The sequence below is a fragment of the Specibacter sp. RAF43 genome, assembly GCF_052114065.1.
In the GTDB taxonomy this organism is placed as follows: domain Bacteria; phylum Actinomycetota; class Actinomycetes; order Actinomycetales; family Micrococcaceae; genus Specibacter.
The window spans coordinates 1-23675 of record NZ_JBFREA010000027.1 but is presented as its reverse complement, the minus strand read 5'-3'; the positions used below and the strand labels follow the sequence as shown (position 1 = coordinate 23675).

General features: G+C 69.1%; 27 protein-coding genes. 10 read left to right on the top strand and 17 right to left on the bottom strand.

Going from position 1 to position 23675, the window contains the following annotated elements:
• Positions 1-19: 19 nt before the first annotated feature.
• The gene (locus AB4Y80_RS14475) at positions 20-1054 is read right to left on the bottom strand and encodes an NAD(P)-dependent alcohol dehydrogenase (RefSeq protein ID WP_442215048.1); all 1035 of its coding nucleotides are present in this window, start codon (positions 1052-1054) and stop codon (positions 20-22) included.
• Between the two features lie 87 nt (positions 1055-1141).
• Between AB4Y80_RS14475 and AB4Y80_RS14470 the strand changes: the two genes are divergently transcribed.
• Positions 1142-1834, top strand: a complete 693-nt coding sequence (locus AB4Y80_RS14470) for a TetR/AcrR family transcriptional regulator (protein ID WP_442215047.1) — start codon at positions 1142-1144, stop codon at positions 1832-1834.
• A gap of 7 nt (positions 1835-1841) precedes the next feature.
• On the opposite strand, the gene AB4Y80_RS14465 is transcribed toward AB4Y80_RS14470, so the two are convergent.
• From AB4Y80_RS14465 to AB4Y80_RS14450, 4 genes are all read right to left on the bottom strand, one after another.
• Entirely contained in the window at positions 1842-2726 is an 885-nt protein-coding gene (locus tag AB4Y80_RS14465) for an alpha/beta hydrolase family esterase (protein ID WP_442215046.1), read from the bottom strand.
• 146 nt (positions 2727-2872) lie between these two features.
• Positions 2873-3145, bottom strand: a complete 273-nt coding sequence (locus AB4Y80_RS14460) for a hypothetical protein (protein ID WP_442215045.1) — start codon at positions 3143-3145, stop codon at positions 2873-2875.
• On the bottom strand, positions 3142-3843 hold the full coding sequence (locus AB4Y80_RS14455; RefSeq protein WP_442215044.1) for an RNA polymerase sigma factor: 702 nt from the start codon (positions 3841-3843) through the stop codon (positions 3142-3144). Before AB4Y80_RS14455 ends, AB4Y80_RS14460 begins: the two co-directional genes overlap by 4 nt.
• 4 nt (positions 3844-3847) lie before the next feature.
• On the bottom strand, positions 3848-4129 hold the full coding sequence (locus AB4Y80_RS14450; protein ID WP_442215043.1) for a hypothetical protein: 282 nt from the start codon (positions 4127-4129) through the stop codon (positions 3848-3850).
• A gap of 216 nt (positions 4130-4345) precedes the next feature.
• Here AB4Y80_RS14450 and AB4Y80_RS14445 point away from each other — a divergent pair, with 216 nt between their 5' ends.
• The 3 genes from AB4Y80_RS14445 (at position 4346) to AB4Y80_RS14435 (ending at position 6898) form a co-directional block, all read left to right on the top strand.
• Positions 4346-5083, top strand: coding sequence for a hypothetical protein (locus tag AB4Y80_RS14445; protein ID WP_442215042.1), 738 nt, complete (start codon positions 4346-4348; stop codon positions 5081-5083).
• A gap of 72 nt (positions 5084-5155) precedes the next feature.
• Entirely contained in the window at positions 5156-5818 is a 663-nt protein-coding gene (locus AB4Y80_RS14440; protein ID WP_442215041.1) for a DUF1684 domain-containing protein, read from the top strand.
• A gap of 39 nt (positions 5819-5857) precedes the next feature.
• Positions 5858-6898 (top strand): SDR family oxidoreductase, encoded by a 1041-nt coding sequence (locus AB4Y80_RS14435; protein ID WP_442215040.1) that lies wholly within the window; start codon positions 5858-5860, stop codon positions 6896-6898.
• On the opposite strand, the gene AB4Y80_RS14430 is transcribed toward AB4Y80_RS14435, so the two are convergent.
• Positions 6895-7272 (bottom strand): VOC family protein, encoded by a 378-nt coding sequence (locus AB4Y80_RS14430; protein ID WP_442215039.1) that lies wholly within the window; start codon positions 7270-7272, stop codon positions 6895-6897. The genes AB4Y80_RS14435 and AB4Y80_RS14430 overlap by 4 nt on opposite strands.
• Positions 7273-7433: 161 nt before the next feature.
• The gene (locus AB4Y80_RS14425) at positions 7434-8462 is read right to left on the bottom strand and encodes an ornithine cyclodeaminase (RefSeq protein WP_442215038.1); all 1029 of its coding nucleotides are present in this window, start codon (positions 8460-8462) and stop codon (positions 7434-7436) included.
• Between the two features lie 136 nt (positions 8463-8598).
• On the opposite strand from AB4Y80_RS14425, the gene AB4Y80_RS14420 reads away from it, so the two are divergent.
• Complete coding sequence (locus AB4Y80_RS14420) at positions 8599-9030, top strand: Lrp/AsnC family transcriptional regulator (RefSeq protein WP_442215037.1); 432 nt, start codon at positions 8599-8601, stop codon at positions 9028-9030.
• Here AB4Y80_RS14420 and AB4Y80_RS14415 read toward each other — a convergent pair.
• Together AB4Y80_RS14415 and AB4Y80_RS14410 are read right to left on the bottom strand one after the other, a co-directional pair.
• Complete coding sequence (locus tag AB4Y80_RS14415; protein WP_442215036.1) at positions 9011-9976, bottom strand: oxygenase MpaB family protein; 966 nt, start codon at positions 9974-9976, stop codon at positions 9011-9013. The genes AB4Y80_RS14420 and AB4Y80_RS14415 overlap by 20 nt on opposite strands.
• 37 nt (positions 9977-10013) lie before the next feature.
• A complete protein-coding gene (locus tag AB4Y80_RS14410; protein ID WP_442215066.1) occupies positions 10014-10838 on the bottom strand; it encodes an SGNH/GDSL hydrolase family protein in 825 nt (274 codons plus the stop codon).
• Positions 10839-10971: 133 nt separating this feature from the next.
• On the opposite strand from AB4Y80_RS14410, the gene AB4Y80_RS14405 reads away from it, so the two are divergent.
• Positions 10972-11442 (top strand): SRPBCC family protein, encoded by a 471-nt coding sequence (locus tag AB4Y80_RS14405; RefSeq protein ID WP_442215035.1) that lies wholly within the window; start codon positions 10972-10974, stop codon positions 11440-11442.
• Between the two features lie 129 nt (positions 11443-11571).
• Here AB4Y80_RS14405 and AB4Y80_RS14400 read toward each other — a convergent pair whose 3' ends face one another.
• The 4 genes from AB4Y80_RS14400 to AB4Y80_RS14385 all read right to left on the bottom strand — a co-directional run bounded on the left by AB4Y80_RS14400 (position 11572) and on the right by AB4Y80_RS14385 (position 14289).
• Entirely contained in the window at positions 11572-12063 is a 492-nt protein-coding gene (locus tag AB4Y80_RS14400; protein ID WP_442215034.1) for an SRPBCC family protein, read from the bottom strand.
• Between the two features lie 2 nt (positions 12064-12065).
• A complete protein-coding gene (locus AB4Y80_RS14395; RefSeq protein WP_442215065.1) occupies positions 12066-12425 on the bottom strand; it encodes an ArsR/SmtB family transcription factor in 360 nt (119 codons plus the stop codon).
• Positions 12426-12558: 133 nt separating this feature from the next.
• Positions 12559-13092, bottom strand: a complete 534-nt coding sequence (locus AB4Y80_RS14390; RefSeq protein ID WP_442215033.1) for a universal stress protein — start codon at positions 13090-13092, stop codon at positions 12559-12561.
• 54 nt (positions 13093-13146) lie between these two features.
• Positions 13147-14289, bottom strand: coding sequence for a flavin-containing monooxygenase (locus AB4Y80_RS14385; RefSeq protein WP_442215032.1), 1143 nt, complete (start codon positions 14287-14289; stop codon positions 13147-13149).
• 78 nt (positions 14290-14367) lie between these two features.
• Here AB4Y80_RS14385 and AB4Y80_RS14380 point away from each other — a divergent pair, with 78 nt between their 5' ends.
• Positions 14368-15009, top strand: coding sequence for a TetR/AcrR family transcriptional regulator (locus tag AB4Y80_RS14380; RefSeq protein ID WP_442215031.1), 642 nt, complete (start codon positions 14368-14370; stop codon positions 15007-15009).
• Here AB4Y80_RS14380 and AB4Y80_RS14375 read toward each other — a convergent pair.
• Both AB4Y80_RS14375 and AB4Y80_RS14370 read right to left on the bottom strand, forming a co-directional pair.
• On the bottom strand, positions 14936-16162 hold the full coding sequence (locus AB4Y80_RS14375; protein ID WP_442215030.1) for a YibE/F family protein: 1227 nt from the start codon (positions 16160-16162) through the stop codon (positions 14936-14938). The genes AB4Y80_RS14380 and AB4Y80_RS14375 overlap by 74 nt on opposite strands.
• Positions 16163-16303: 141 nt before the next feature.
• The gene (locus AB4Y80_RS14370) at positions 16304-17179 is read right to left on the bottom strand and encodes a putative protein N(5)-glutamine methyltransferase (RefSeq protein ID WP_442215029.1); all 876 of its coding nucleotides are present in this window, start codon (positions 17177-17179) and stop codon (positions 16304-16306) included.
• Between AB4Y80_RS14370 and AB4Y80_RS14365 the strand changes: the two genes are divergently transcribed.
• Complete coding sequence (locus AB4Y80_RS14365) at positions 17178-18020, top strand: DNA alkylation repair protein (protein WP_442215028.1); 843 nt, start codon at positions 17178-17180, stop codon at positions 18018-18020. The genes AB4Y80_RS14370 and AB4Y80_RS14365 overlap by 2 nt on opposite strands.
• Here the strand turns inward: AB4Y80_RS14365 and mptB are convergent.
• Complete coding sequence (gene mptB, locus AB4Y80_RS14360; protein WP_442215027.1) at positions 18017-19606, bottom strand: polyprenol phosphomannose-dependent alpha 1,6 mannosyltransferase MptB; 1590 nt, start codon at positions 19604-19606, stop codon at positions 18017-18019. The two genes, AB4Y80_RS14365 and mptB, sit on opposite strands and share 4 nt — an antisense overlap.
• A gap of 167 nt (positions 19607-19773) precedes the next feature.
• Here mptB and AB4Y80_RS14355 point away from each other — a divergent pair, with 167 nt between their 5' ends.
• Together AB4Y80_RS14355 and AB4Y80_RS14350 are read left to right on the top strand one after the other, a co-directional pair.
• A complete protein-coding gene (locus AB4Y80_RS14355; RefSeq protein ID WP_442215026.1) occupies positions 19774-21183 on the top strand; it encodes a glycosyltransferase family 87 protein in 1410 nt (469 codons plus the stop codon).
• 73 nt (positions 21184-21256) lie between these two features.
• On the top strand, positions 21257-22474 hold the full coding sequence (locus AB4Y80_RS14350; RefSeq protein ID WP_442215064.1) for a hypothetical protein: 1218 nt from the start codon (positions 21257-21259) through the stop codon (positions 22472-22474).
• Between the two features lie 79 nt (positions 22475-22553).
• On the opposite strand, the gene AB4Y80_RS14345 is transcribed toward AB4Y80_RS14350, so the two are convergent.
• Positions 22554-23600, bottom strand: coding sequence for a type IV toxin-antitoxin system AbiEi family antitoxin domain-containing protein (locus tag AB4Y80_RS14345; RefSeq protein WP_442215025.1), 1047 nt, complete (start codon positions 23598-23600; stop codon positions 22554-22556).
• Positions 23601-23675: the final 75 nt, after the last annotated feature.

Here is a 23675-nt window from a genome sequence, read left to right as displayed (position 1 = left end):
TGTCTTCATGTTCATGGCGCTACAGGGTGATGGCCACTTTTCCGCGGGCCTTGCCGGCCACCAGATGGCGCATGGCTTCCTGGGCCCGATCCAGCGGGAAGGTCAGGTCCAGGCACGGCGTTACCTCGCCGGCGTCGATGAGCTCGGCCACCCGCTCCAGGTCGGCGGCCTTTTGGGTGGCGGCCAACATGGTCAGCCGCTGGCGCACGAACGGCGAAAGCGCCACGGCGCCCAGTTGCCGGCTCATGCCCGTCACCTGGCCGCCGTGCTCGCCACCGGCGACGACGGCCGTGCCCGCGGGCGTAAGCGCCCGGCGCAGCCGCGACAGGGCCGGATTCCCCGCCAGGTCCAGGATCAGGTCATAGTGCCGCGTGCCGTCGGCAAAGTCCTCGCGGAGGTAGTCGATGACGTGGTCGGCGCCGAGGGAGCGCACCAGCGCCGCCTTCGCGGTGCTGCACACGCCAGTCACCTCGGCGCCCATCGCCTTGGCCAGTTGCACGGCGTAGCTGCCCACCCCGCCCGACGCGCCGGTGATCAGCACCTTCTGCCCCGCCTGGAGCCGGCCCGCGTCGCGCAGGCCCTGCAGTGCGGTGACGGCCGAGACCGGAACCACGGCGGCCTGCTCAAAGCTCAGCCCCGCCGGTTTGCGGGCCAGCTTGTCCTCCCTGGCCGCGGCGTAGTCGGCGAAGGAGCCTTTCCCGAAGCCGAACACCTCCTCCCCCACCCGGAAGCGGGTCACCGCCGCGCCGACGGCTTCGACCGTGCCGGCCAGATCCAGCCCGGCCACGGGGTTCCGGGGCTTGCGGAATCCGAAAATGAGGCGCAGCAGGTACGGCCGGCCAGTCATCATATGCCAGGTGCCCCGATCCAGACCGGCCGCATGCACGCGCACCAGCACCTCGTTGTCCAGGATCCGGGGCCGGTTGATCCGGGTCGGGTGCAGGACCTCCACGTCGCCGTAGCGGTCCTGCACAATGGCCCGCATCAGCCCCTGCCCCGGCTCGGCGCCCCCGACGCCGGGTCCCTGTGCCTCGTGTTGTTCCTTCTTCGCCATGACTGTTCCCCTTCGATTGCCTCACGCGTACCTTACTTAGTAAGAGAGACTACCGTACAGTGTACGAAAATGCGATAGTCTGGGGAGATGACGGCGGTGGATTTAAGTGCAAGCCCCGACGAGCGTGCGCCGCTGAGCCGGGAACGGGTGTTCCGATGTGCCGTCGCGATCGCGGACGAGTCGGGGATCGGCGCGCTGACCATGCGCTCCCTCGCCCGCGAACTGGGCGTCAAGCCGATGTCGCTGTACTACTACGTCGCCAACAAGGGCGAGATCCTGGACGGCATCGTGGACATCGTCTTTGACGAAATCGAGCTGCCATCCCACGAGGGCCCCTGGCAGGCGGAGATGCGCCGGCGGGCCAACTCGGTCCGCCGGGCCTTGAGCCGCCACACATGGGCGATCGGGCTGCTGGAGTCGCGTTCGTCCCCCGGGCGGGCAACGTTGCGCCACCACGAGGCGACCCTGGGCGTCCTGCGCGCCGCCGGGTTTTCGGTGGCGCTGACGGCCCATGCGTACGCGCTGATCGACAGCTACATCTACGGCTTCGCCCTCCAGGAGGCATCCCTGCCATTCAAGGGTCCGGACACCGTGGCGGACGTTGCCGAACCCTTCGTGGACCAGTTCACCGCCGGCGACTACCCCCGCCTCCTCGAGATCGCCACCCTGCATGTGCTCCAGCCCGGCTACGACTTTGGCGACGAGTTTGAGATCGGGCTCACCCTGATCCTGGAGGCCCTGGCCCGGTGGCTTCCCGACGACGGCGGCCACGCGGCGTGAGCGCCCCTCACGCCCGCAGGTCGGGAAAGAACTCCGCAACGGCGTCGGCGGCGTCGATGTCCCGGGTGGTCCTGCCCAGGAGGAAGAACGCCTTCTTGTGCGGGTTGGGAACGACGTGCCCGCCGCCGACCACCGTGTACAGGACCACCGGCAGGTGCCCGGCCTGTTCGTAGCGGGTGGCCACCACCCGGGTCGGCCCGCGGTGGTGCGGGAGGGGCTCCTCGACCGGCGCAGCGGTGTGGCCGTTCCGCGCGGCGAAGTGGCGTGCGGTCTCCGGCGCCGACGGACCCCTGTGCCGGGCCCCAAGGCCCCACAGCCCGCCCTCGCCTCGGTAGGGGACGACGAGGTCCCGGGTGCCGTGGATCAGCAGCACCGGCAGGGCCAGCCGTTGGTCAACGCCCGGCATGCCGCCCGGCGCGGGCAGCGTGGCGCCGAGAATGGCGGCCCCGGCGAGCCGGTCCGGAATCTCATGGACCAGCCGGATGACCATCTGCCCGCCGTTCGAATACCCGGCCGCCACGACGGGGACCGGGCCGAAACGTGCCTGGAAATGGTCCATGAGTGCCGCCAGGAAGGCGACGTCGTCCGCCGGTCCGCCGCCGGCCGGCACCGCGGCGTGGTTCCACAGCTTTTTCAGGGCATCCGGGTAGACGACCGCCACGCGGCCGCCCGCCGCCAGGTGGTCAAAGGTGCGGCCGCTGAAGGAGCGCAGCTTCCGCCCGGTCTGGCTCGAGCCGTGCAGCACCAGGAGCACCGCCGCCGGCTTCACCGCCGACTTCGCGGCGGTCACCGACACAAACGTCCGGGGCCGCCCGTCCACCGTGATCGAGTCCCGGGCGGCCGCCACCGCCGGCCGGGCCGCCCAACCGGCGGCCGCGCGCATGCTCGCCATCCTCACCTCATCTGCCTTGCAAATCGCCTCGCGGCCCGCGCCCAACCCGGACGAACCCACCTGTGGATTCCAGCCTACGGCCCGCACCGTGGGGAATCCCAAGGAACGGGAGGCGTAGGCGCGCGGACCCACCCCCGACGCCGTGGCTAGGGGGCGGTGAGGCGGCGCAGGCTCGGAGCCGGATCCACGCCGTCGTCCGCGGCCACCAGCAGCACCAGGGACCGAGCCTCCTCGGCGCAGGCGGCGCAGCCGACCAGGTGGGCGCGCAGGGCCGGCATGCCGACGGGTCCGCCGGCCATGACGCGTTCGACGTAGCGGTCGACCTGCTCAAAGCAGTCGTCGCAGGAGAGCCAGGGCTCGGCGTCCAGGGTCAGTCGCAGCGCGTTTTCCAGGCTCAGTTTCCGCGGTGGGATGCTCACGGGATCACCCCCTTTAGAGTGGTTGCGCCCAGGTAGCCGGCTTCGGAGAGATATTTGCGAAGTCGACCGCGGGCGTCGTGCAGGGTCTTGTAGATGGCGTTGCGGTTGGTGCCGAGCCGTTCGGCCAGGACGTCGATCGGGACGTCATCGACGATCAAGGCGAGCACCACCCGGCGCTGGTGGGCGGTGAGCGTGTGGGTGATCGCGTGGCTGACGGCCTCGGAGAAGTCCGCGGCCTCGGCCAGCTGCTCCGGGGAATGGCCCGCCGCGGCCGGCTCGGGCAGGAGCTCCAGCGGCACCTCCCGGTTGCGCCACATGCTGCGCCGAACCTCGACGGCGGCGGAGAGGATGCCGAACTTGTACGCCCAGGTGGTGAAGCGGCTGCGTCCTTGAAAAGTGGATAGTTTGCCCAGCACCGCGATCATGGCCTCGTCGGCGGCCTGGTTGATGAGATCCTCCCGCCGGACGTCACCGATCACCGGCATCCGGCCATACATGGCGGAAACCTGGTGGCGCGCGGCGCGCAGGAGCAGTTCGTGCAGCCTGGCCAGGGCGTCGGCATGGCCGGGACCGGGCGTGCTCAGCAGCTCCACCCAATCCTCACGGACGGTATCCTCGGGGGCGGGGCCGCCGCGGACAGGGCGGTCTTCGCGGACGGGGTCGGCGTCGGCCAGTTCGGGGCCGTCCAGCATGGCCATTGATTCACTCCCGTCCCGCGGTGGGCGGCCCTTGCATGACGGGGGCCAGGATGCGAGCCGCCAGGCGGGGCGGGCAGCCGCGGTCCACCAGGTTCAGCAGTTCATGAACGTCAATGCCCGCCGTCCCGGCGAGCCGATGCGCCAGCCTATCACCAAAGCCCGCCGACAGCAGCAGGTGCGCCCGCCAGGCGATGACACGGTTTGCCTCGTCCCGGCCGGGGTGGTGGGCGGTGTCCGCGCCGTCGGCCGAACCGGGCAGCCGGGGCATCCCATGATGGGTTCTCATGCCTGGTTAGTGTCACGGTCCGCCGGTGGTCTTACCCCGTGCAGTGCGCTTATTTTCCGGTTCACCGCGGGAGGGATTTTTCGGTAAGACCATCCCGGCCGTGGCCACTAACTTGCCATGGACGTTCCCGCCCTTCCGGCACCCGTCGACCGCCGCCCATCCGGCGGCTCGGCCGATCGAGCGCCGGCCCAGCGCCACCCGAAAGGAAGATTCGTCATGAGCACGTTTGCATCCCACCGCCGCAGCGCCGCGGTCCTGGCCTCGCTGGCCCTAATGGCCGGACTATTCACCGCCTGCGCCCCCGCGGCGACCGTAGGTTCCGCCCCGGGCGTGAACGCCATGCCCGCGATGGCCCCGGCCCACGATCATTCCGGAAGCGGCAACAACGACAACAACAACAAGGCAGACGTGCCGGCCACCCAGGTGGCCTTCAAGGAGGCCATGCGGATGCTCTGGGTCCAGCACATGGAATGGACCCGCCTGGCCGTGGTGAACTTTGCCGCCGGCTCGGCGGGCTTTCCGACCACCGCCGGGCGCCTCCTGAAGAACCAGGAGGACATCGGCAATGCCATCAAGCCGTTCTACGGGGAGGCGGCCGGCAACCAGCTCACCACCTTGCTCAAGGCCCACATCACCGAATTCGTGGGCCTCTTCCAGGCAGCCAAGGCCGGTGATGCGAGCGCCCTGGCGGCAGCGAAAGTGAAGGTCTACGCGAACGCCCAGGAGATCGCCGACTTCCTGGCGGCGGCCAATCCGAAGTCCTGGCCGCAGGCAACCATGCGGGCCATGATGAAGGGCCACATCGACCAAACCATCGTCTATGGCGGCGACGAGCTGACCGGTCAGTACGCCGAGGGCATTGTCGTCTACGACGAGGCAGAGGCCCACATGGTGCTGATGGCGGACGATCTGAGCGCGGGCATCATCAAGGCCTTCCCGAAGAAGTTCCGCTGACTCCCGGCCCTTGGGGGCGGTACAGGAGGAGCCCGCCTGCGGCGGGCGCCTCCTGGTGGGTAGTCTGGGACCATGCCCGAATCCGCCAGCTTGGACAGTGCCGACTACGCCGCCGCCGTCATGGACTGGCGGGTGCAAACCTTTGCCTTGTATGGGCAGCTGCGCGACCTCGCGGCGAGCGATCCACGGCGGGCGCACGAGCTGTGGCGCCGGCGTCGCGACGAACTGTTCGGCACCCATCCGGCCTCGGTCCTGGGCGCGGAGGCAAGGGCCGCCTTCACGGGCCTGCCCGTCGCCCCCTACGACCCCGCCTACCGCTTCACCGCCGCCCTCTCCGCCGCCGGCGCCGGGGAGGAAATGACCGTGGCGACCGGGACGGACGGAGCGGTCCCCTTCATGCGGCTGGGCACCTTCACCATCCCCGGGCTCGGCGCCCTGGCGGCCTGGAAGCTGCGCAGCTACGGCGGCGGCATATTCGTCCCCTTCCGGGATGCCACGGCGGGCCGCCCGGACGGCAGCTACGGCGCCGGCCGCTACCTGCTCGACACCATCAAGGGCGCGTTTTTGGGCCGCGCCGGCGGGCAGTTCATCCTGGACTTCAATTTCGCCTACAACCCCTCGTGCGCCTATGACGAGGCCTGGGCCTGCCCGCTGCCGGGCCCGGACAACCGCCTCGGAGAGGCCGTTCCCGTCGGCGAACTATATTCCCCCGTTTCCCAGCTTTTCGGGGCATGATAGGAACAAGTACAAGGTACCGATGAGAAGGCGGTCGTCATGGGCAATGAACTAGTGCTGGTAACGGGCGGATCGGGCTTCGTGGGGGCCCACTGCATCGCAAGACTCTTGACGGACGGATATCGCGTCCGGACCACCATCCGCTCCTGGGACCGCGAGGCCGACGTCCGCGCCCAACTGCACGAGGCCCACGTCGACCCCGGCGACGCCCTCTCCTTCGCCGTGGCGAACCTGATGGACGACGCCGGCTGGCCGGCCGCCGTCGCCGGCGCCACGTACGTGCTCCACACGGCCTCGCCGTTCCCGGCCGTCATGCCCAAGGACGAGAACGACCTCATCGTCCCGGCCCGCGACGGCGCCTTGCGGGTGCTGCGCGCCGCGCGGCGGGCCGGCGTCAAACGGGTGGTCATGACGTCCTCCTTTGCCGCGGTCGGGTATGGCGGGCACCTGCTCAGCCGCCCGTACACGGAGGAGGACTGGACCTATCCGACGGCGGAGGTCAGCGCCTACGTCAAGTCGAAGACTATCGCCGAGCGGGCGGCCTGGGACTTCATGGCGCGGGAGGGCGGCTCGCTGGAGCTGGCGGTGATCAACCCGGTGGCCATCCTCGGCCCGGTCCTGGGCCCGAAACTCTCCAGCTCCGTGGACATCGTGCGGCAGTTGCTGGCCGGCAGGATGCCGGGCGTGCCGAAGTCGGCCTCCGGGATCGTGGATGTCCGCGACGTGGCCGACCTGCACGTGCGGGCCATGATCAGCCCCGACGCCAAGGGCCAGCGCTTCCTGGCCGTCTCCGGAAAGGCCATGAGCCTGCCGGAAATGGCGCGGGTGCTGCACTCGCACCTGGGGGCCGACGCCAGCAGGGTTTCCACCAGGACGCTGCCGAACTGGTTGGTGCGCCTGGCCTCCTACGGCGATCCCGCTCTGCGGGACTACGCGCCCGGGCTGGGCCTGGTGAAGCAGGTGTCCAACCAAAAGGCCCGGGAGGTGCTCGGGTGGCAGCCGCGCCCCACCGAGGAAACGCTGCTGGCCACGGCCGAGAGCCTGCTCGCCCTCGATCTGGTCGACGCGAGCGCAGGCTAGGCTGCCACGACGCTAAGGACGTTGCCGGCGGGGTCCTTGAACCAGGCGATCAAGGGCCCACCGCCGCGGAAAATCCCCTTCTCATCGGTTTCCATCGGCGTGCCGGCATAGTGCTCAAACGCCACGCCGCGCTCCAGCAGACCGTCGACCGCCGCCGCCACGTCCGGCACCGGAAAGTTCAGCACCGTGTACGTGGCGGGCTGGTGCCCGGGGCCCTTGGGGTACACCAGGACGTTGCTTCCGCTGCCAAGGTGCAGGGTCAGCATGCCGTCGGCCTCGGAAACCACCAGTCCCAGGACGCCCTCGTAAAATTCTCTGGCCGTGGCGGCGTCATCCACGGAGAATCCACTAAATGCCTGCGTTTCACCCAACATCACGTGCCCCTTTCATCCTGCCTGCGGCCAGGTATCTGCCGCCTGGCATGGCCCATGCCGATGCCACTTCCTCAGGCTAGCCACGTTGGGGTGCTCCCGATAGGGGCGTGGCGCGGATTCCGGGATTGAATTCTCCCCCTGCCCCTGGGAGCGGGTGCGGCTTAGTGGACGGGGGAAAAGGCCGCCACGAGCCCAAAGAGGTTCTTGGGGTCCTCGGGGTTGGCGACCAGGTCGATGTCAACGGCAAATTCCGTGCCGGCCACGGCGTCGCGCACGTACCGCAGCCCGGAAAAATCGGCAATGGCAAAGCCGACGGAGTCGAAGATGGTGACCTGCGACGGGGACGTGCGGCCGGGGCGGGCGCCGGTGAGCACCTGCCAGAATTCGGTGACCGGGAAGTCGGCGGGCATCTGCTGGATTTCCCCCTCGATCCGGGTTTGGGGCTCATATTCGACAAAGACGTCGCCCAGGGTCAGGATTTCGGCGGCCAGCTCGGTCTTCCCGGGGCAGTCTCCGCCGATGGCGTTGAGGTGGACGCCGGGCTTGACCAGTTCCGCCGTCAGGATGGTGGCCTTGGTCTTGTCCGCGGTGCAGGTGGTGATGATGTCCGCATCCTGCACCGCGGCCGCGGCCGATGCGGCGATGGTGACGTGCAATCCCAGCGGCTCCACGTTCCCGGCAAATTTTTCCATGGCCGCCGGGTCGGTGTCCCAGACGGACAGCTCGGTAATGCCGAGGGCGGCATGAAACGCCAGTGCCTGGAATTCGGCCTGGCTGCCGGCACCGATCAACGCCATGCGGCGGGCGTCCGGGCGGGCCAGTTTCCTGGCCACCATGGCGGAGGTGGCCGCGGTGCGCAAGGCCGTCAGCACGGTCATCTCGGAGAGGAAGGTCGGATAGCCGTTGTGGACGTCGGCCAGCATGCCGAAAGCCGTCACGGTCTGGAAGCCGCGCGCCGGATTGGACGGGTGACCGTTGACGTACTTGAAGCCGTAGGTCTCGTGGTCGCTGGTGGGCATCAGCTCGATCACGCCAAAGGGCGTGTGGCTGGCGATCCGCGGAATCTTGTCAAAGGTTTCCCAGCGTGCAAAATCATTTTCCAGGTAGCCGATCATGCCGGCGAGGACATTTTCCGTCCCCTGTGATGCCACCCAGCGAATCATGTTCCCGACATCGACGAACCGTGTCATCGTGCGTCCTTCCGTTTGCGCCCACTTGCTGTTTCCTCCACCCTAGATCGCCACGATATGCAACCACAATGTACAAAGTACCGACATTTTGCCCATCAATCTTGCATAAAGTTCCCCCTTCGCCTACATTTTGTTCATGAGCGAGCTTAACGACATCGACCGCAGCCTGCTCGCCGCCCTCCGCCACGACGGCCGCGCCTCCGTGGCCACCCTGGCCAGGGATTTGGGCGTGGCGCGGGCGACGGTGACGAACCGGCTGGACAAGCTGGTCTCCTCGGGCACCATTGTGGGCTTCACCGTCCGGGTGCGCGATGAGATTGACCCCCTGGAAGTGCGCGCGATCTGCCTCATTGAGATTGAAGGCCGGACGACGGATGCGGTGATCCGGCGGTTGCGCGGATTCCCGGAAATCAGGGCACTGCACACCACCAACGGCGGCTGGGACCTGGTGGCGGAGCTGCGCACCGACAATCTGGGCAACTTCGACCGCGTGCTGGGCCGGATCCGGTCCGTGGAGGGGGTCATCAACAGCGAAACCAGCCTGCTGCTCAGCTCCGTCCTGCGGTAGCGGCGCGCCGGGTGCGGGCCCGGGCTGCGCCGTCCGGGGCTGCGCCGTCGAGTCCGAGGCGGTGCCGGCGATTGCGGGCGGCGCGTTCGCTGGGTGCGCTCCGGCCCAGTCCCAGGTGCACGACGCCGAGCACCGCCTTGGCCGCCAGCCGTTGCGCGGGTGCCACGGCCCACAGGCGCGGCCGGTCCAGCCCCAGCAGGGCCCGGTGTTCCGGGGCCAGGGTGGAAACGGCCGCGGCAAACAATATGCGGTAGCCCCACCGCTGCGAGCGCGGCAGCGGCGGGTTCCGCAGGAACCGGATCGCGTCGGCGACCCGATCGTCGCGGCGTAGTTCCGGAGTGTAGGAGGCCAGCTGCTCCCGCAGTGCGGCCCGGGTCAGGGGCGGCCTTTCCACGCCCATGAGCGTGCCGGCCACGGCCCACTCCGCCACATAGGCATCGAGCCCGCCGGGGATGGGGGCACCCAGGGCCACGTGGGCGGCAAGAAATGCCTGGGTGAAGGCCAGGTGCACCCAGCGCAACAGCTCGGGGTCGTTGGCGGCATACGGAACCCGGGCGCCGTCGTTCGTCGTGTAGCTCCCGGTGATGAACTCGTGGATGTGCCGGACCTTGTTGGACGCCGCCTGCGCGGCGGCGGTGTCGCCGTAGCTGACGGTGAAGATCCAGCGGATGGTGCCGGCCAACCGGCCCAGCGGATCCGCCGTGTAGTCGGAGTGGTCGTGGACCCCGGCCATGGCTCCCGGGTGCAGGGACTGCAGCAGCAGGGCGTGGATGCCGGCCACGAGGGTCGTCATGGAGCCGTGGACGGCCCACACGGCCGAGTCCGGGGCGAAGTAGCCGCCGTCGCTGCCGTTTTCCAGGTCCAGTTCCCATTGCGGGACGGTGGCCGAATTGGCGCTGAACGTGCCGCGCAGCTGGCGCCGCCACCGGGTTACCGGATTGTCCATGGACCGGCCCTCTGTGCCGCTGCCACGCCGCCGGCCCTCAGTCCTGCGCCGGCGGCGGCACCGGATTGCCGAAGATGGGGCCGGGAAGGGGCCGCTTGGCGCTGAACCCGTTGCTGTGCGAACGGTTTTTCAGGCCTTGGAGCACCCACGGGACGAAGTATTCGCGGGCCCACACCAGATCGCCGGTGCGGGCCTCGCGCCAGTTGCGGGCCGGCAGCGGCTTGGGCGCCAGGGGCGCCAGCGAATGTGGGACATTGAGGGTGTTCAGCACCATGGCGGCCACGGCGTGGTGCCCCAGGGCCGACGGGTGAAGCCGGTCCCCGCTCCACATTCGCGGATCATGGAGGTCCCTCAGGGCCCACAGGTCGGCGATGACGGCGTCGTGCCTCTTGGCGATGCTGCGCACGTTTTCGTTGAAGACGGCGATCTTGGTTCGAAACTGCCCCAACACGGTGGACCGTCCCGAGTCCGGGCCCACAAAAATCAGGACGGTGGCATCCAGCGCGTGCAGCTCAATGACGGCCCGTTCCAGGTAGTCCGCCAGCTTGTCCGGGTCCGAGCCCGGGTGCAGGAAGTCGTTGCCGCCGGCCTGGATGGACACCAGGTCCGGGTGCAGGGAGATCGCCGTGGGCAGCTGCCGGTCCACGACGTCGCGCAGCAACAGTCCGCGGACGGCCAGGTTGGCATAGGAAAAATTCTCGTGGCCGATGCTCAGCTCCTCCGCCACCCGGTCCGCCCACCCGCGCACACCGCCCTGGCTGCGCGGCTCCGGATCGCCCAACCCCTCCGTGAAGGAGTCGCCCAGGGCCACAAACCGCCGCCATGGATGGAGCACCGGTTGGCCGTCACCTGGTTCATGCATGTCACCGTCGGCGTGGGAGCCTTGATAGTCCATGACCCCATCCTGCACCCTGCGGGCCGGTTTGGGGCAGGGGTGGGCGGGACGGATGGCCGGGAGGCTGTTGAGTGTCGGCAGCTGCGCATAGGATGGGCGCATGTCATCATTTAGCGTCTCGCGCAGCGCCGTCATTGCGGCCCCCGCCGAAGAAATCTACCCGCTGGTGGTCAGCTTCCGTGAGTGGACCAAGTGGTCACCGTGGGAGAACATCGACCCGAACATGCACCGCAGCTACGACGGACCGGTCAGCGGCGTGGGTGCCACCTACAAATGGAAGGGCAACGGCCGGGCCGGCGCCGGGACCATGGAGATCGTCGACGCCGTCGAACCGTCCAGAATCGGCATCCGGCTCGACTTCACCAAGCCCATGAAGGCCGTCAACCCCACCACCTTCACCTTTGTCCCCGAGGGCGCCGGCACGAGGGTCACCTGGACCATGACGGGCGAGAACAAGACCATCATCTCGCGCGCCTTTGCCCTGTTCATGAACATGGACAAGATGGTGGGCAACGACTTTGAGAAGGGGCTCGCCTCCCTCGCCGCGGTGGTGGCCGCAGCCCGGGCGTGAGGCATCTGGCGCGGCGCGGCGCCACTTAAGGGCAACGTGTCGCCCAACGACGCCGGCACCCGGAGGAGCCTTTCGGCCCACCCGGTTGCCGGCGTCGAACTCTGGGGCACGTTATATTTCGGGCACCGTTTAGCTGGCGGGCTGGCGCGCGCCCAGCAGCTCCTCCAGCCGCTGGTACCCCTCCTCCATGCCGCCGGCCATGCCCGAGCCCACCATGCCGTCGCGATCTTCCTGAGACTGGAAGACGGTGTGGGTGGCGATGCGGGTGCGGCCGCCGAGGTCCTCGAAGGTTACCCGGTCCAGGCTGACATGGCCCGGGAAGCCGTCATACTCAAACGTCTGGGTGATGGCCTGGTTCGCGTCCACGCCGTGGAAGACGCCGCGGAAACCGTAGACGTTGCCGTCCGGGTCCTTGTGGGTGTAGCTCCAGGTGCCGCCAACCCGCGCGTCCCAGGAGCTCAGCTCCATCTCCATGGCCCGCGGGCCGAGCCACTGGACGATGAGCGCGGGATCGACGTATGCGCGGTACACGTCCGCGACGGGGGCATCCACCTCCCGAACCGTGTCCACAAACGGGACGCCGGCCTCGGCGGTGATGACGAGTTCATTTCGCGTGGTCATTTCTAGTCCTCTTTCCTGTCTTCCAGGCCTTTCATGGTTGCCAGCAGCGCGTCCAAGCGGCGATAGCGTGCCTCCGCCGTGAGCCGGTATTCGTCGATCCATGCGGTGAGCTCCTCCAGCGCGGACGGGGCCAGATGGCAGGGGCGGCGCTGGCCGTCACGGCTGCGGGTGATGAGCCCGGCGTGCTCGAGCACCTGGATGTGCTTGGAGACCGCCTGTTTGGTCAGCTCGAACGGTTCGGCCAGCTCGTTTACGGTGGCCGAACTCCGGGACAACCGGGCAATCAGCCGGCGGCGCACGGGATCCGCCAGGGCCAGGAACGCCTTGTCGAGCCGGGCGTCCTGCGCGTCGTACTTCTGCATGCTCACGCTGCCTATTATCTTCACTTATTCAACTGTGTTTATTCAACTGGTTCGTTGATCAACCAACTGATTGACTATTTCAATGTAACTCCGTCCACGCGCGCCGTCAACAACTTTTTTTGGCGCTGCCGCCCTAGCCGTGCAGCGGCGGGCGGGCGTCCGGGCGGGGAATGGCCAGCACGGGGATGTGTTGGCTGAACAGCAGCTTTCGGACCACCGAGCCGGCCAGGATTTCCTCCACGCCGGCCACCAGTCCCGGGCGCCGGGCGCCCACCACGATGACGGACGCGGACACGGACGCAGCCAGCCGGCCCAACGCCATGGCCGGCTCGCCGCCCAGGGTTCGGAAGGAGTGCCGGACGCCCCGGGCGACGGCGGCGTCCCGGACGAGGTGCCCCAGTTCGCGGGCCGTTTGGGCGGCATCGTCGTCGGGGCCAACGGCCGGGTCCAGCGACTGCCCGAGAACGTTGCCGTGCGGGTCCCACTCAATGAGGTAGCTGCCCGGATCCACGTAGCCGCCAATCAGGACGGAGCCCGTGGCCGCCGCCAGGGCCACGGCGTAGTGGAGCACCGCCGGATCCTGGTCCGGCAACAGTCCCACCACCACCGCACCAACCCCAAATCGGGGCCCCCCGGCCCCGGCGTTCCGTTCCGGCGAGACATCCATTCCGTTCAACCCATCCCAGGACGTTCACCCCCGGCAGGCGTTGCCGGGGTGCGACTATTCCTCCAAGTATGAGCTCTGCGGCGTCCGGCCGGTAGCGCCTGGACGGCCCGCAGCCCCGGCACCGTCGGGGCCGGGGTGGCCGGCCCCGCGGCTGTCGGCAATTTGTCGGGCCACGTGGTTCGCGTCGCGCCCGACGCCGCCCAGCAGCGCGGACGTTAGGCCGTATTGAAACGGCATGCCCATGAAATACAGTCCCGGCACCGCCACGGCCGCGCCGCGCTCGGTCACCGGCCAGCCCCGTCCGTCGACGGGCAGGCCCTCGATCCAGGCAAAGTCCGGCCGGTAGCCGGTGGCCCAAATGACCGTGGCCGGGCCCCGGCGCGGCAGGTCGCCCAAGGCGGGGAGGCCGTCGTCGCCCACGTCCTTCAGGCGCGGCAGGCAGGTGATACCGGCCTGTTCGGCATCCTTGATGGACACCGAGATCAGCGGCGCGCCCCGCCCGGTCACCGCCGGCGCGGCCTTGCGGCCGATGGGTGTGCGCAGCGTCAGGACGCGGTGGATGAATTGCCAGTACAGGCCGCCGGCGAAGCGCAGCACCCCGTCGGGGATGTGGACGGGGGCACGCCCCGCGAGCCAGGTGGCGTGCGTTGGGGCAAGCTCCAGGGCGATCTGCACACCCGAGGTGCCGGCGCCGACCACCAGCACGTCCCCCTCCGGCACCGACCGCGCGTTGCGATACTCGCTGCTGTGCAGCTGGAGGATGTGCGGGGCGAGCCGGCCGGCGATGTCCGGGACGAACGGAACGGCATTGGCGCCCGTGGCCACGATGACCCGTGCTGCCGTGCGCCGGCCCCGGCTTGTCTCCAGCTCGAATCCGTCCCCGGCCGGGCGTACCGCGTCGACCCTCACTCCCGGCGTCACCGGCAGGTCCCGGGCGTAGGAGGAGAGGTAGGCCGCAACCTCCTCCCGGGTCGGGAAGCTCCCCCGCGACGCCGGGAACGGCCGCCCCGGCAGGCCGCAGTATTGCGCCGGCGTGAACAACCGCAGCGAATCCCAGCGCCGCCGCCACGACTCACCCGGCGTGTCCGCCTCGAGCACCTCGCAGCTGATGCCCCGACGCACGAGGTGGTGGGCGACGGCCAGCCCGGCCTGCCCACCCCCAATGATGATTGTGTTGTCCATCTGTTGTGCAGCCATGATGCGCCTCCCGCAAAGCTACGGCAAAACCATTTCAGTAGAATACTCTTCAAGTCACTAGAATGCTATTCTTTTGGGATGACGGGTTTCCCAGGACAACCACGGCTGCCGGCGCGGACCCGGCGCGAGGTCCAGTCGAGGCAGACCCGCGAGCTGATCGTAGCCAGGGCCGCTGAACTGTTTGTGGCCCGGGGCTATTCGGCCACCACGATCGAGTCGATCGCCCGCAGCGCGGGTGTGGCCATTCAGACGATCTACAATTCCGTGGGCAACAAGCCGGCCCTCTTGTCGGCCGTCCTGGATGCCGCCGTGGCCGGGCCCAACGCTCCCGCCGCCGTCCCGGAGTTCATGCGCGCCCGGGCGGCCGGGGCGCGGGACTTCCCGGCCATGGTGGGCATGCTGGCCGACTGGTTTGCCGAGGGCCTGCCCCGCAGCAGCGCCGTTTTCGCAGCGATCAACCAGGCCGCCGCCGTCGACCCTTCCGTCGCCCGGCTTCGGGACGAGAGGGCCCGGCAGCGGCTGGATCACTACCGGGAGGCCGCGGCGGCCATCCGGGAGCGGGGCGGATTGACCCGCGGGATGAGCGACGCCGACGCGGCCGCGCTGATCTTCACCATTGGGCATCCGGACACGTACGCGTCCCTGGTCACAAGCTTTGGCTGGCCTCTAGCGCGTTATCGTCAATGGATCCACGACTCCCTCCTGAACGCGCTGGCATAGTCCGCCGGCGGCCGCCGGACTTCACCACCGCCACCGCAACGGCCGTGGTCAGCGGGATGGCCAGCACCAGGCCGATGGAGCCCACCAGCGTTCCCACCACCTCACCGGCAAGCTCCACGCCCGTTAGCGTGTCCAGCAACGGCCGGCCGTTGAGGGACACCAGGATCAGCACCGGCAGCGCCGCCCCCGCCGCCGCAAAGGCAATGGTGTATACGGTGGAGGCGATGTGGTCCCTGCCAATGCGCATGGCGGCGGCAAAGAGCTTCCGCGCGGACGTCGCGGGGGCCAGCTCGTACAGCTCCCACACGGCCGACGCCTGCGTGATGGTCACATCGTTGAGCACGCCCAGCCCGGCGATGATCAACCCGCACAGGACGATCCCGGACAGTGACACGTTGTCAAAAAGGTAGACCAGCGAGAAGGTGTTTTCATCTCCGAGCCCCGTCAGGTGCGCCGCCCCGGTGCCCCAGGCGGCGAGCAGCGTTGTCACGCCCAGGCCAAACAGCGTCCCGACCAGCGCGGTCGAGGTTCGGGCGGAGAAGCCGTGGGCAAAATACAGAACGCAGAACATGATGGCCGTGGCGCCCGTCAGGGCCACCAGCACCGCCGGCCGCCCGGCCACGAGGGCCGGCAGCATGAACTGGGCCAGCACCACGGAGGCAACCAGCAGTCCCAGGATGGCCCGGAGCCCGCGCCACCTGGCCACGGCGACCACCACCACCGCGTACAGCACCGCGAGCAGGGCCATGGGGGCGGTGCGCACGAAGTCCATGAAGAGGTACGTGGTGTTTCCGGGCCCGGCCACCCCGGACATGTCCAGGTAGCGGATCTTGTCCCCGGCGTGGACCCCGTGGGCCTTGGCCACCTCCGGGGTGACCTCCACCGGCACGGCCGGCCCGCCGGCGTCGGGCACGGTGTCCGCCACCGTACAGTGGCGCGAAATCCCGATCTCCCGCTCGCCGGGCTTGGCGCATTCGCGCACCTCGACATGCCCCACCACGCCCGTGACCAGGCTGACTCCCTGGGCGGTGGCGTAGGGGTTCGGCGCGGGCGGGGCCACGTACCCCGGCTCCGGCCACAACTGAAACAGCCCGAACACCGTCGCGGCCGCCACCGGTATTAATACGGCCAGCAGCATCCAATGCGCCCGCATCCTGGCCCGTCTTTGGTCCGGCGTGGCCGGTGCCGACGGTCCATGGCCATGCCCTGCTCCCATGCCGTTAACCCCTGCGGCCGGCTGCCGGGGACATCAGGCGTTGTGGGCATGTGCGAGGAGGGCGGGCCGGGTCCTTGATCATCCCCACACTGTATCCGAGGACGGGTGGCCTTCCGGGGGCGCGGCGGCTCGGCGGCCGCCCAATTCACCGGCCACCACGGTGGCGTCCAGCGCCTCGGAGTGCGCCACCTCGGCCCGGAAGCCGTGCCGCGCCAGCAGGCGCCGGCCGGCCGGGGCCTGCCGCGCGCTGGTCTCCAGCAGCAGGTGCCCGCCCGGCGCCAGCCAGTACGGGGCGGCCTGGGCGATGCGGCGCTGGAGGTCCATGCCGTCGGCGCCGCCGTCCAGCGCCGCCGTCGATTCATGAAGTCGCGCCTCCGGCGGCATGAACGCGATGGCGGCCGTGGGGACGTACGGCGCGTTCGCCACGATCATGGTGAGGCGCCCGCGCAGCTCCCGCGGCAGCGGGTCGAACAGGTCGCCGCAGTACGCGCGCCCGCCCGCTGCCGCCAGGTTGCGGACCGCGCAGGCCGCCGCGACCGGATCGATGTCCGCCGCATGGACCTCCAGAGGGGCCTCGGCGGCCGCGAGCGCCGCCCCGACCGCCCCGCTGCCGCAACACACATCAAGCACGACGCCGGGACCCCGGCCTGCAGGGCGGCGCAGCACCACCAGGGCCTGGTCGACGAGGAATTCCGTGCGGCGCCGGGGCACGAAGACGCCCGGGGCCACAGTGATCCGCAAGCCGCGAAATTCGGCCCAACCCACGATGTGCTCCAGGGGAAACCCCGCCACCCGGCGTTGCAGCATGTCCTCCAGCTCGCTGGGGGAATGTGCGGCGTCGAGGAGAACGGCGGCCTCGTCCTCGGCATAGACGCACCCGGCCGCGGACAGCCGGGCGACCACCGCGGACCGGTCTCCGGGCGGGGGCCCGTTGGGTCGGGATGAACTGTCCATGAAATCCCTTCGGGGCGGGCGCCGTCGGGCGCGGGATGAGGGCGGGGCGCCGGCCCGCGTGCCACGGCAATACTCTACTCACGCCCTGTCCTGCGGGGTCGGCCGCCGGGCGCCGTGGTGCCGACGCTACGCTGTGGGGGTGACCATTTCCGCGACGCCCCTCAACGATCCCCTGCTGGCCGGGCTGGAACCGGCCCTGCGCGCCGTCGCCGTGCCCGAGAAGGCGGAGGGGATGGCGCGGTACATGAAGTCGGCCATGGCGTACCTGGGCGTTCCGTCCCCCGTGGTGCGCACGACGGTCCGCCGCCTGGCCGCGGCACACCCATTCGCCGACGTCGACCAGCTGCACCGGACCGTGACGCATTTGTGGGACACGGCCCGGTTCCGCGAGGAACGCTATTCGGCCATCATGCTCACGGACTCGCGCCTGGCCCGGGGCGAGCTGACGCTCCTGCCCTTTTACGCCGCCGTCATTGAGACCGGCCAGTGGTGGGACTACGTGGATTCCGTGGCGCCGCGCCTGTGCGAGCTGCTGCAGGCGCACCCGGAGAGGGTGGATCCGCTGCTGCGAGGCTGGAGCGGGCATGAGAATTTTTGGTTCCGGCGGGCCGCCATCATCGCCCAGCTCCCGGCCAAGGCCACCACGGACACCGGCCTGCTCAACGACGTCGTGGTGGCCAACCTGGCGCAGAAGGAATTCTTCATCCGCAAGGGAATCGGCTGGGCGCTGCGGCAATACGCCCGCACGGACCCGGCGTGGGTGCTTGATTTTGTGAACCGAAATGCCGGCCAGCTCAGCCCGCTTTCACGGCGCGAGGCACTCAAGCACCTGGGCTCCTAGGCTGCCCGGTGGGCCGCCGCGCCGCGCTCCCGGGCGGGCCGGTAGAGGCCGCTGGTCTTCTTGTCCCGCAGCATCAGGTACAGCGCCCCGGCCACGCCCACGCCGATCGCGACACCGCGCACCACCGCCACGGGGATCCACTGGAACACGCTCAGCTGGTCAGTCAGGGCGATCAGGGTGAAGAACATCGACAGGTAGAACACGGTGCGCAGCGGCCAGCCGTCCTTGATACCGGTGATGGTGAAGAAGACCAGCAGCCACACCATGTACCAGGGCTGGATCATCGGGGCCATCACCACCACGGCGGCAAACGCCCACGCCATCCGCCGCACCACCGCGTGGCTGTACCGCTGCTCCTGCGGCAGTTCCGGGCCCAGCCCGCCGGCGCGCACCGGCCGAACCGTCACGAACGCCAGGCCCACCACCACCAGGATCGACACGCCCTGGCCAATATTTTGGATGACATCTATCGCCAGGGACCCCGCGCCGCCCACCAGCCCCACCGCAAACCCCGCAATGTGGGAGAACAGCCCCACGGGCGCGTACCAGATCCAGACGGTGCTGGAGGTCCGCAGGGCGCCCAGCCAGCCGAACCCGAGACCGTTGACCAGCCCCATGGCGGCCAGCAGGCCCATGGAAATCGCCAGCGTCGCCGCCCAGCGGCCGAACTTGCGCGCCCACCCCGCCTGGGAGCCGGCCCACAGCAAACCCACGAACGGCAGCGCGATCAGGGTGATCGGCTTGATGGCGATGGAGGCCGTCACCAGCAGGATCCCGGCGATCGGGTGTTTCACGGAGGCGTAGTAGATCCCGGCCACCACCAGGCCGAGCATGAGGGAGTCGTTGTGCACGCTGGCCACGAAGTTGATCAGCAGGACCGGGTTCAGGACGCCGAGCCACAGTGCCCGGTGCGGGTTGAAGCCGTGGAGGCGGGCCAGCCGCGGCACATAGACGGCCAGCAGGACGACGCCGGCCAGGCTGGCCAGCCGGAACGGCACCAGCGCCAGTTCCGGGCTGCCGTTGGCCAGCCAAACCGAGCCCTGCTCCAGCCACAGGAACAAGGGCCCGTAGGGGGTGGGAGCCTCGGTCCACAGGGTGTCCGGGCCCAGCGAAAAGTAGTTGTTCAGCGCGGAGATCCCGTTGGTGTACGGGTTCAGGCCCTGCAGCATGAGCCGGCCCTGGCCGATGTAGGCGTAGGAGTCCCGGCTGAACAGGGGCAGGGCGAACATCATCGGCCCGACCCACCAGGCAAGCGCCTTCACCAGCACCGGCCGGGACCCTTCGTCCCAGCCGCGCAGGTGCTGGTAGAGCCGCAGCCAGGCGCGCAGCAGCAGCAGGGCCCCCGCGCACAGCAGCACCGTGCAAATGATGACCGCGACCGGGGTGGTCCGGGCGATGATCAACAGCGGGGTGCGGATCAGGGACGAGCTGCTGGCCAGCCAGCCGACCCCGAAGGAGCCGACCAGGAGCATGAGGGACCCCGCAAAGCCCTGCCACACCGCGGACTGCGCGGTGCCGCGGCGCACGACCCTGTCGGTTTCCACCGGGCTCCTCGTCTCGGGCGCAACGACGCTTGGGGTGGTCAAAGACGCTCTCCTGAACTATCGCTGGCAATCAAACCGCTGGCATGTACATTGAACGGACGCACGGCCCCATGCGCCCGTGCCACCGCGGTCCCGGAATTGGGCTGCGCTAATATGGAACAGGTGCCGAGGAGACCGTCCTTGGCATTCTACCCATTTCCGCCGATCGGATGCTGGCGGCCCGTCCGCGCCGGCGGCGCCCCGGCGCGCGCCGGCCCGCATCAACGCATGAGAAGGATTCAACCATCTCCACGGACTCATTTTTTGCCGGCCTGTCCCGCGCCCGGGACCGCATTGTGCCGGCACGCGCCCAGACCTGGTTGACGACCCCCCGGGGCCTGGTCGGCGTGTTCCTGGCCGTGCACCTGTTCTTCCTGGTGTTTGCCGCTCTCCTGTCCCTGCGCGGGGAGGCGTTCAGCGACACCTTCATCTACCGGTCCTGGGCGGCCGTGGGCTTTGACGAGACCCGGGTCAGCGGCCCCAGCCCCTGGGTGTACCCGATCCTGGCCCTGCTTCCGATGGCCGTGGCGCACCTGCTCGGCGACGCCCCCTTCCTGCTCCTGTGGGTGGTGATGATCACCGTGCTCAATGCCCTGGCCGTGGCCAAGCTCACCAGCTGGGGCCGCAACCGCGCGGCCATTCCGGCGGCCCTGTGGTGGCTCGGCTTCACCGCCCTGCTCGGCTGGCTCGGCTTCGCCCGCGTGGACGGGTTCACCGCGCCGGTAGTCTTGATCGCCCTGTCCTTCGGGGTGGCCCGGCCGTTTTTGGCGTCGGTCATCCTCAGCGCCGCGACCTGGATGAAGGTCTGGCCGGCCGCCGTCGTGCTGGCCCTGTTCACGGTGGTCAAGCGGCGCGTCCGGGTGGTGCTGGCCGGGGTGCTGGTGACGGCGCTGGTGGTGGCCCTGGCCGCGGCCCTGCAGTCGTTGCCCAAGCTGCTGAACTTCCTGCTCCAGCAGGGCGACCGCGGGATGCAGCTGGAGGCCACGTTCACCACCCCGTGGCTGTGGATGTCGGTGCTGGACATCGGCGGCACCCACATGTACATGAACCAGGACATCAACTCGATGCAGGTCGACGGCCCGGGCACGAAGATGATGTCGGTCCTGATGCAGCCGCTGCTCATTGCCGCGGCGCTGCTGGTGGCCGGCCTGATCTTCTGGGCGCTGCACACCGGCAAGCGCAATGGCGGCGCGGACCGCACCGAGCTGCTATTGCTGGGGTCCTTGGCGCTGGCCGCCGCGTTCGTGGTGTTCAACAAGGTCGGCTCGCCCCAGTTCATGGTGTGGCTCTCCCCCGCCGTCGCGGTGGGCCTGGGATACAGCCGGCGGGCCTGGCGCGTCCCGGCCACCATGCTGATCGCCATCGGCGCGCTCACCTTTGTGGTCTACCCCTTGTTTTACGACGCCCTCTCCCACAACAACCCCCTCATGGCCGGGGTGCTGACCCTGCGCAACCTTTTCCTGGTCACGTTGTTTGGGTGGGCCGTGCGCGAGCTGTTCCTCATGGGCCGCCGCCCCGCCCGGCAGGACGACGCCGGCGCCTCCGCCGCGGCCGGCTCGCCCACAGCCGAGGAGGCCTGAGATTTCCACGCCGCTTTTTGACCGGATCCTTGACCGCGCCACGGCCACCCGGAACCGCTTCCTCTCCCCCCGCATCCTGGCCTGGTTCCGCACCCCGGCCGGCGTGTGGTGGGGGTTTGCCGCCGTCCATCTTTTCTTCCTGGCCTGGATGTTCTCGTTCTTCGTCCACGGCGACACCTTCAGCGATACCGAGCAATACCGGCAGTGGGCCCTGCAGGGGTACAACCCCGGGCACCTCGACGGGATGATCAGCCCGTGGGTGTACCCGGTGCTGGCGCAGATCCCCATCTTTGCCGCGAATGTCTTTGGCCCGTCCCTGTACCTGCTGGGCTGGACGCTGATCATCACCGCCCTCGACGCCGTCGCCCTGTTCTACCTGACCCGCGGCAAGCGCGCCCGGCGCGGCATCGCCCCGGCCTGGTTTTGGCTGTTTTTCACCGTCTTCATGGGCTACCTGAGCTTCGCCAGGGTGGAAGGGATCACCGCGCCCCTTGTCCTCATCGCACTTCTGTACGCCGCCGACCGGCCCGTGGTCGCCGCCGTGCTGCTCTCCGTGGCCACGTGGATCAAGGTCTGGCCGGCGGCCGTCGTCGCGCCGCTGCTGATCGCCGGGGCCGGCCGCCTGCGGATCCTGCTGGCCGGCGTCGCCGTGAGCGCCGTCGTGGCCGGGGCCACCATACTGACCGGCGCCGGCGCGCACCTGTTCGATTTTGCCGTAAACCAGGGCGAACGCGGCATGCAGCTGGAAGCGACCTTTTCCACGCCCTGGGTGTGGCTGAGCGTGATTGGCGCGGGCGACTCGCGCATCGCCGACAACCTGGCCATCAACTCCACCGAGGTGTACGGCCCCGGCGCCGCGCTGGCGGCCATGCTCATGCAGCCGCTGTTGATCCTCGCGGCCCTCTCCGGGACGGCCATCATGCTCTGGGCGCTGCACCGCGGCGCCGAGCGCGAGGAGCTGATCCTGGAGGGGTCGCTGCTGATGGTGAGCGCCTTCATCGTCTTCAACAAGGTGGGCTCCCCGCAATTCATCATTTGGCTGGTCCCCGTGGTGGTCGCCGGCCTCACCCACCACTGGGACCGGTGGAAGATCCCGGCCACGCTGCTGATGGGCATCGCGTTCACCACCTTTGTGATCTACCCGCTGTTTTACACCCCGCTCATCCATGCCAATCCGCTCATGGCCGCGGTCCTGACCATTCGCAACGTGCTGCTGGTAACCCTCCTGGTCTGGGCCGTCCAGCGCACCTGGGACCTTGGCCGGCGCGGACCGGCACTCTCGCCGAGGTAGCCGGTGCGCGCCGAAACTCGCCCGCACGTGGGCTAGTTTCGGTGCGGACCGGCTACCTCGCGGCATTCGGGCGGCCGCGTCATTTCATGCCTCCCTTGCGCAGGGCGGTCAGCAGCCTGGTCTTGAAAAGGCGCTCGTTGAACAGCTCCGGCCAGCCGATCCTGATCACCGTCCAGCCCTGTTCGATGAGGTCGTTCTCCCGGCGGCGTTCATCGCGCAGCACCTCCTGGGTCGGCCGATACTTGAAGTACTTTCCTTCCCCGTCAAACTCCAGAATCACCTTGTACCGCGGCCAGGCGAAATCGGCGCGGTAATTTCCGTGCCGTGTGGAGAGCCTGTACTGAAGCACGGGCGGCTCTATGTTGCACGTGTCGATCAGGTCGCGGGTCAGGGTTTCACCGGCCGACTCCGACTCGTAGACGGCAAAGTCGAGTGCGGCCCGGAAGATCCTGATGCCCCGGTGGCCGTCCAGCGCGGCGGCCTCACGCTCCAGGGCGGCCCGGGGCACACCGTTGCGCAGCGCATGGTCCATGATGATCAGGGCCTGTTTATAGCTCATGGTCAGGGCACAATCCACCGTGGTCCGCAGCTCGTTGGTCACCCGGACACCGTCGACTTCGGTGCACTCGGCCTCACGCAGGGGCCGGCAGTGAATCTTCACATCGGCGGCCTTGCCAACCGTGGAGTTCTTGGCCGACCGGGTGAGATGGATGAAGGAGTCCTCGCGCCACAACGGCAGACGGTGCAGCCTCGCCGCGGACACATGGCTGTAAACCGAGGCTCCCCGGAACGCGGGGACCGCGGCGTGGGCATGGAGCAAAATCCTCAGCCGGTCCTGTCCGTGCCGGTCAAACGTGTCCCAGTACGCGGCGCGCACATAGCAGCCGTACCGAACCTTGACCACCGCTCGCGCCCCGACGAGCCTGCCGATGGCCTCCGCGTTGAGCCCCAGGTCATTGAGCTGCCCGGTCCGCCAGGCCTGCTCGTTATCCGGAAGGCGCGCCAGCAGGCGGGCGGTGGTCCGTTGGGCCGGGTGTCCGCCGTCGCCGGAAACCAGCCGCAACCCCTTTTCGGCGGTGGCCGGTCCGTGGATTTCGGGCCTTGAAGACTGCGCTGGCGTGTCCATGTATCCACACTGGGACCGGAAATCGGCCGGTGGTAGGCCCCGCGGCCGATCTGTGGATAACCGGGCCCGCCGCGG

Excerpts from the sequence above, each read along its gene's own strand:
- AB4Y80_RS14475 (WP_442215048.1), bottom strand. The coding sequence starts at position 1,054 with ATGGCGAAGAAGGAACAACACGAGGCACAGGGACCCGGCGTCGGGGGC.
- AB4Y80_RS14470 (WP_442215047.1), top strand. The coding sequence starts at position 1,142 with ATGACGGCGGTGGATTTAAGTGCAAGCCCCGACGAGCGTGCGCCGCTG.
- AB4Y80_RS14465 (WP_442215046.1), bottom strand. The coding sequence starts at position 2,726 with ATGGCGAGCATGCGCGCGGCCGCCGGTTGGGCGGCCCGGCCGGCGGTG.
- AB4Y80_RS14455 (WP_442215044.1), bottom strand. The coding sequence starts at position 3,843 with ATGGCCATGCTGGACGGCCCCGAACTGGCCGACGCCGACCCCGTCCGC.
- AB4Y80_RS14450 (WP_442215043.1), bottom strand. The coding sequence starts at position 4,129 with ATGAGAACCCATCATGGGATGCCCCGGCTGCCCGGTTCGGCCGACGGC.
- AB4Y80_RS14445 (WP_442215042.1), top strand. The coding sequence starts at position 4,346 with ATGAGCACGTTTGCATCCCACCGCCGCAGCGCCGCGGTCCTGGCCTCG.
- AB4Y80_RS14440 (WP_442215041.1), top strand. The coding sequence starts at position 5,156 with ATGCCCGAATCCGCCAGCTTGGACAGTGCCGACTACGCCGCCGCCGTC.
- AB4Y80_RS14435 (WP_442215040.1), top strand. The coding sequence starts at position 5,858 with ATGGGCAATGAACTAGTGCTGGTAACGGGCGGATCGGGCTTCGTGGGG.
- AB4Y80_RS14430 (WP_442215039.1), bottom strand. The coding sequence starts at position 7,272 with ATGTTGGGTGAAACGCAGGCATTTAGTGGATTCTCCGTGGATGACGCC.
- AB4Y80_RS14425 (WP_442215038.1), bottom strand. The coding sequence starts at position 8,462 with ATGACACGGTTCGTCGATGTCGGGAACATGATTCGCTGGGTGGCATCA.
- AB4Y80_RS14420 (WP_442215037.1), top strand. The coding sequence starts at position 8,599 with ATGAGCGAGCTTAACGACATCGACCGCAGCCTGCTCGCCGCCCTCCGC.
- AB4Y80_RS14415 (WP_442215036.1), bottom strand. The coding sequence starts at position 9,976 with ATGGACAATCCGGTAACCCGGTGGCGGCGCCAGCTGCGCGGCACGTTC.
- AB4Y80_RS14410 (WP_442215066.1), bottom strand. The coding sequence starts at position 10,838 with ATGCATGAACCAGGTGACGGCCAACCGGTGCTCCATCCATGGCGGCGG.
- AB4Y80_RS14405 (WP_442215035.1), top strand. The coding sequence starts at position 10,972 with ATGTCATCATTTAGCGTCTCGCGCAGCGCCGTCATTGCGGCCCCCGCC.
- AB4Y80_RS14400 (WP_442215034.1), bottom strand. The coding sequence starts at position 12,063 with ATGACCACGCGAAATGAACTCGTCATCACCGCCGAGGCCGGCGTCCCG.
- AB4Y80_RS14395 (WP_442215065.1), bottom strand. The coding sequence starts at position 12,425 with ATGCAGAAGTACGACGCGCAGGACGCCCGGCTCGACAAGGCGTTCCTG.
- AB4Y80_RS14390 (WP_442215033.1), bottom strand. The coding sequence starts at position 13,092 with ATGGATGTCTCGCCGGAACGGAACGCCGGGGCCGGGGGGCCCCGATTT.
- AB4Y80_RS14385 (WP_442215032.1), bottom strand. The coding sequence starts at position 14,289 with ATGGCTGCACAACAGATGGACAACACAATCATCATTGGGGGTGGGCAG.
- AB4Y80_RS14380 (WP_442215031.1), top strand. The coding sequence starts at position 14,368 with ATGACGGGTTTCCCAGGACAACCACGGCTGCCGGCGCGGACCCGGCGC.
- AB4Y80_RS14375 (WP_442215030.1), bottom strand. The coding sequence starts at position 16,162 with ATGCGGGCGCATTGGATGCTGCTGGCCGTATTAATACCGGTGGCGGCC.
- AB4Y80_RS14365 (WP_442215028.1), top strand. The coding sequence starts at position 17,178 with ATGAAATCCCTTCGGGGCGGGCGCCGTCGGGCGCGGGATGAGGGCGGG.
- AB4Y80_RS14370 (WP_442215029.1), bottom strand. The coding sequence starts at position 17,179 with ATGGACAGTTCATCCCGACCCAACGGGCCCCCGCCCGGAGACCGGTCC.
- AB4Y80_RS14355 (WP_442215026.1), top strand. The coding sequence starts at position 19,774 with ATGCTGGCGGCCCGTCCGCGCCGGCGGCGCCCCGGCGCGCGCCGGCCC.
- AB4Y80_RS14345 (WP_442215025.1), bottom strand. The coding sequence starts at position 23,600 with ATGGACACGCCAGCGCAGTCTTCAAGGCCCGAAATCCACGGACCGGCC.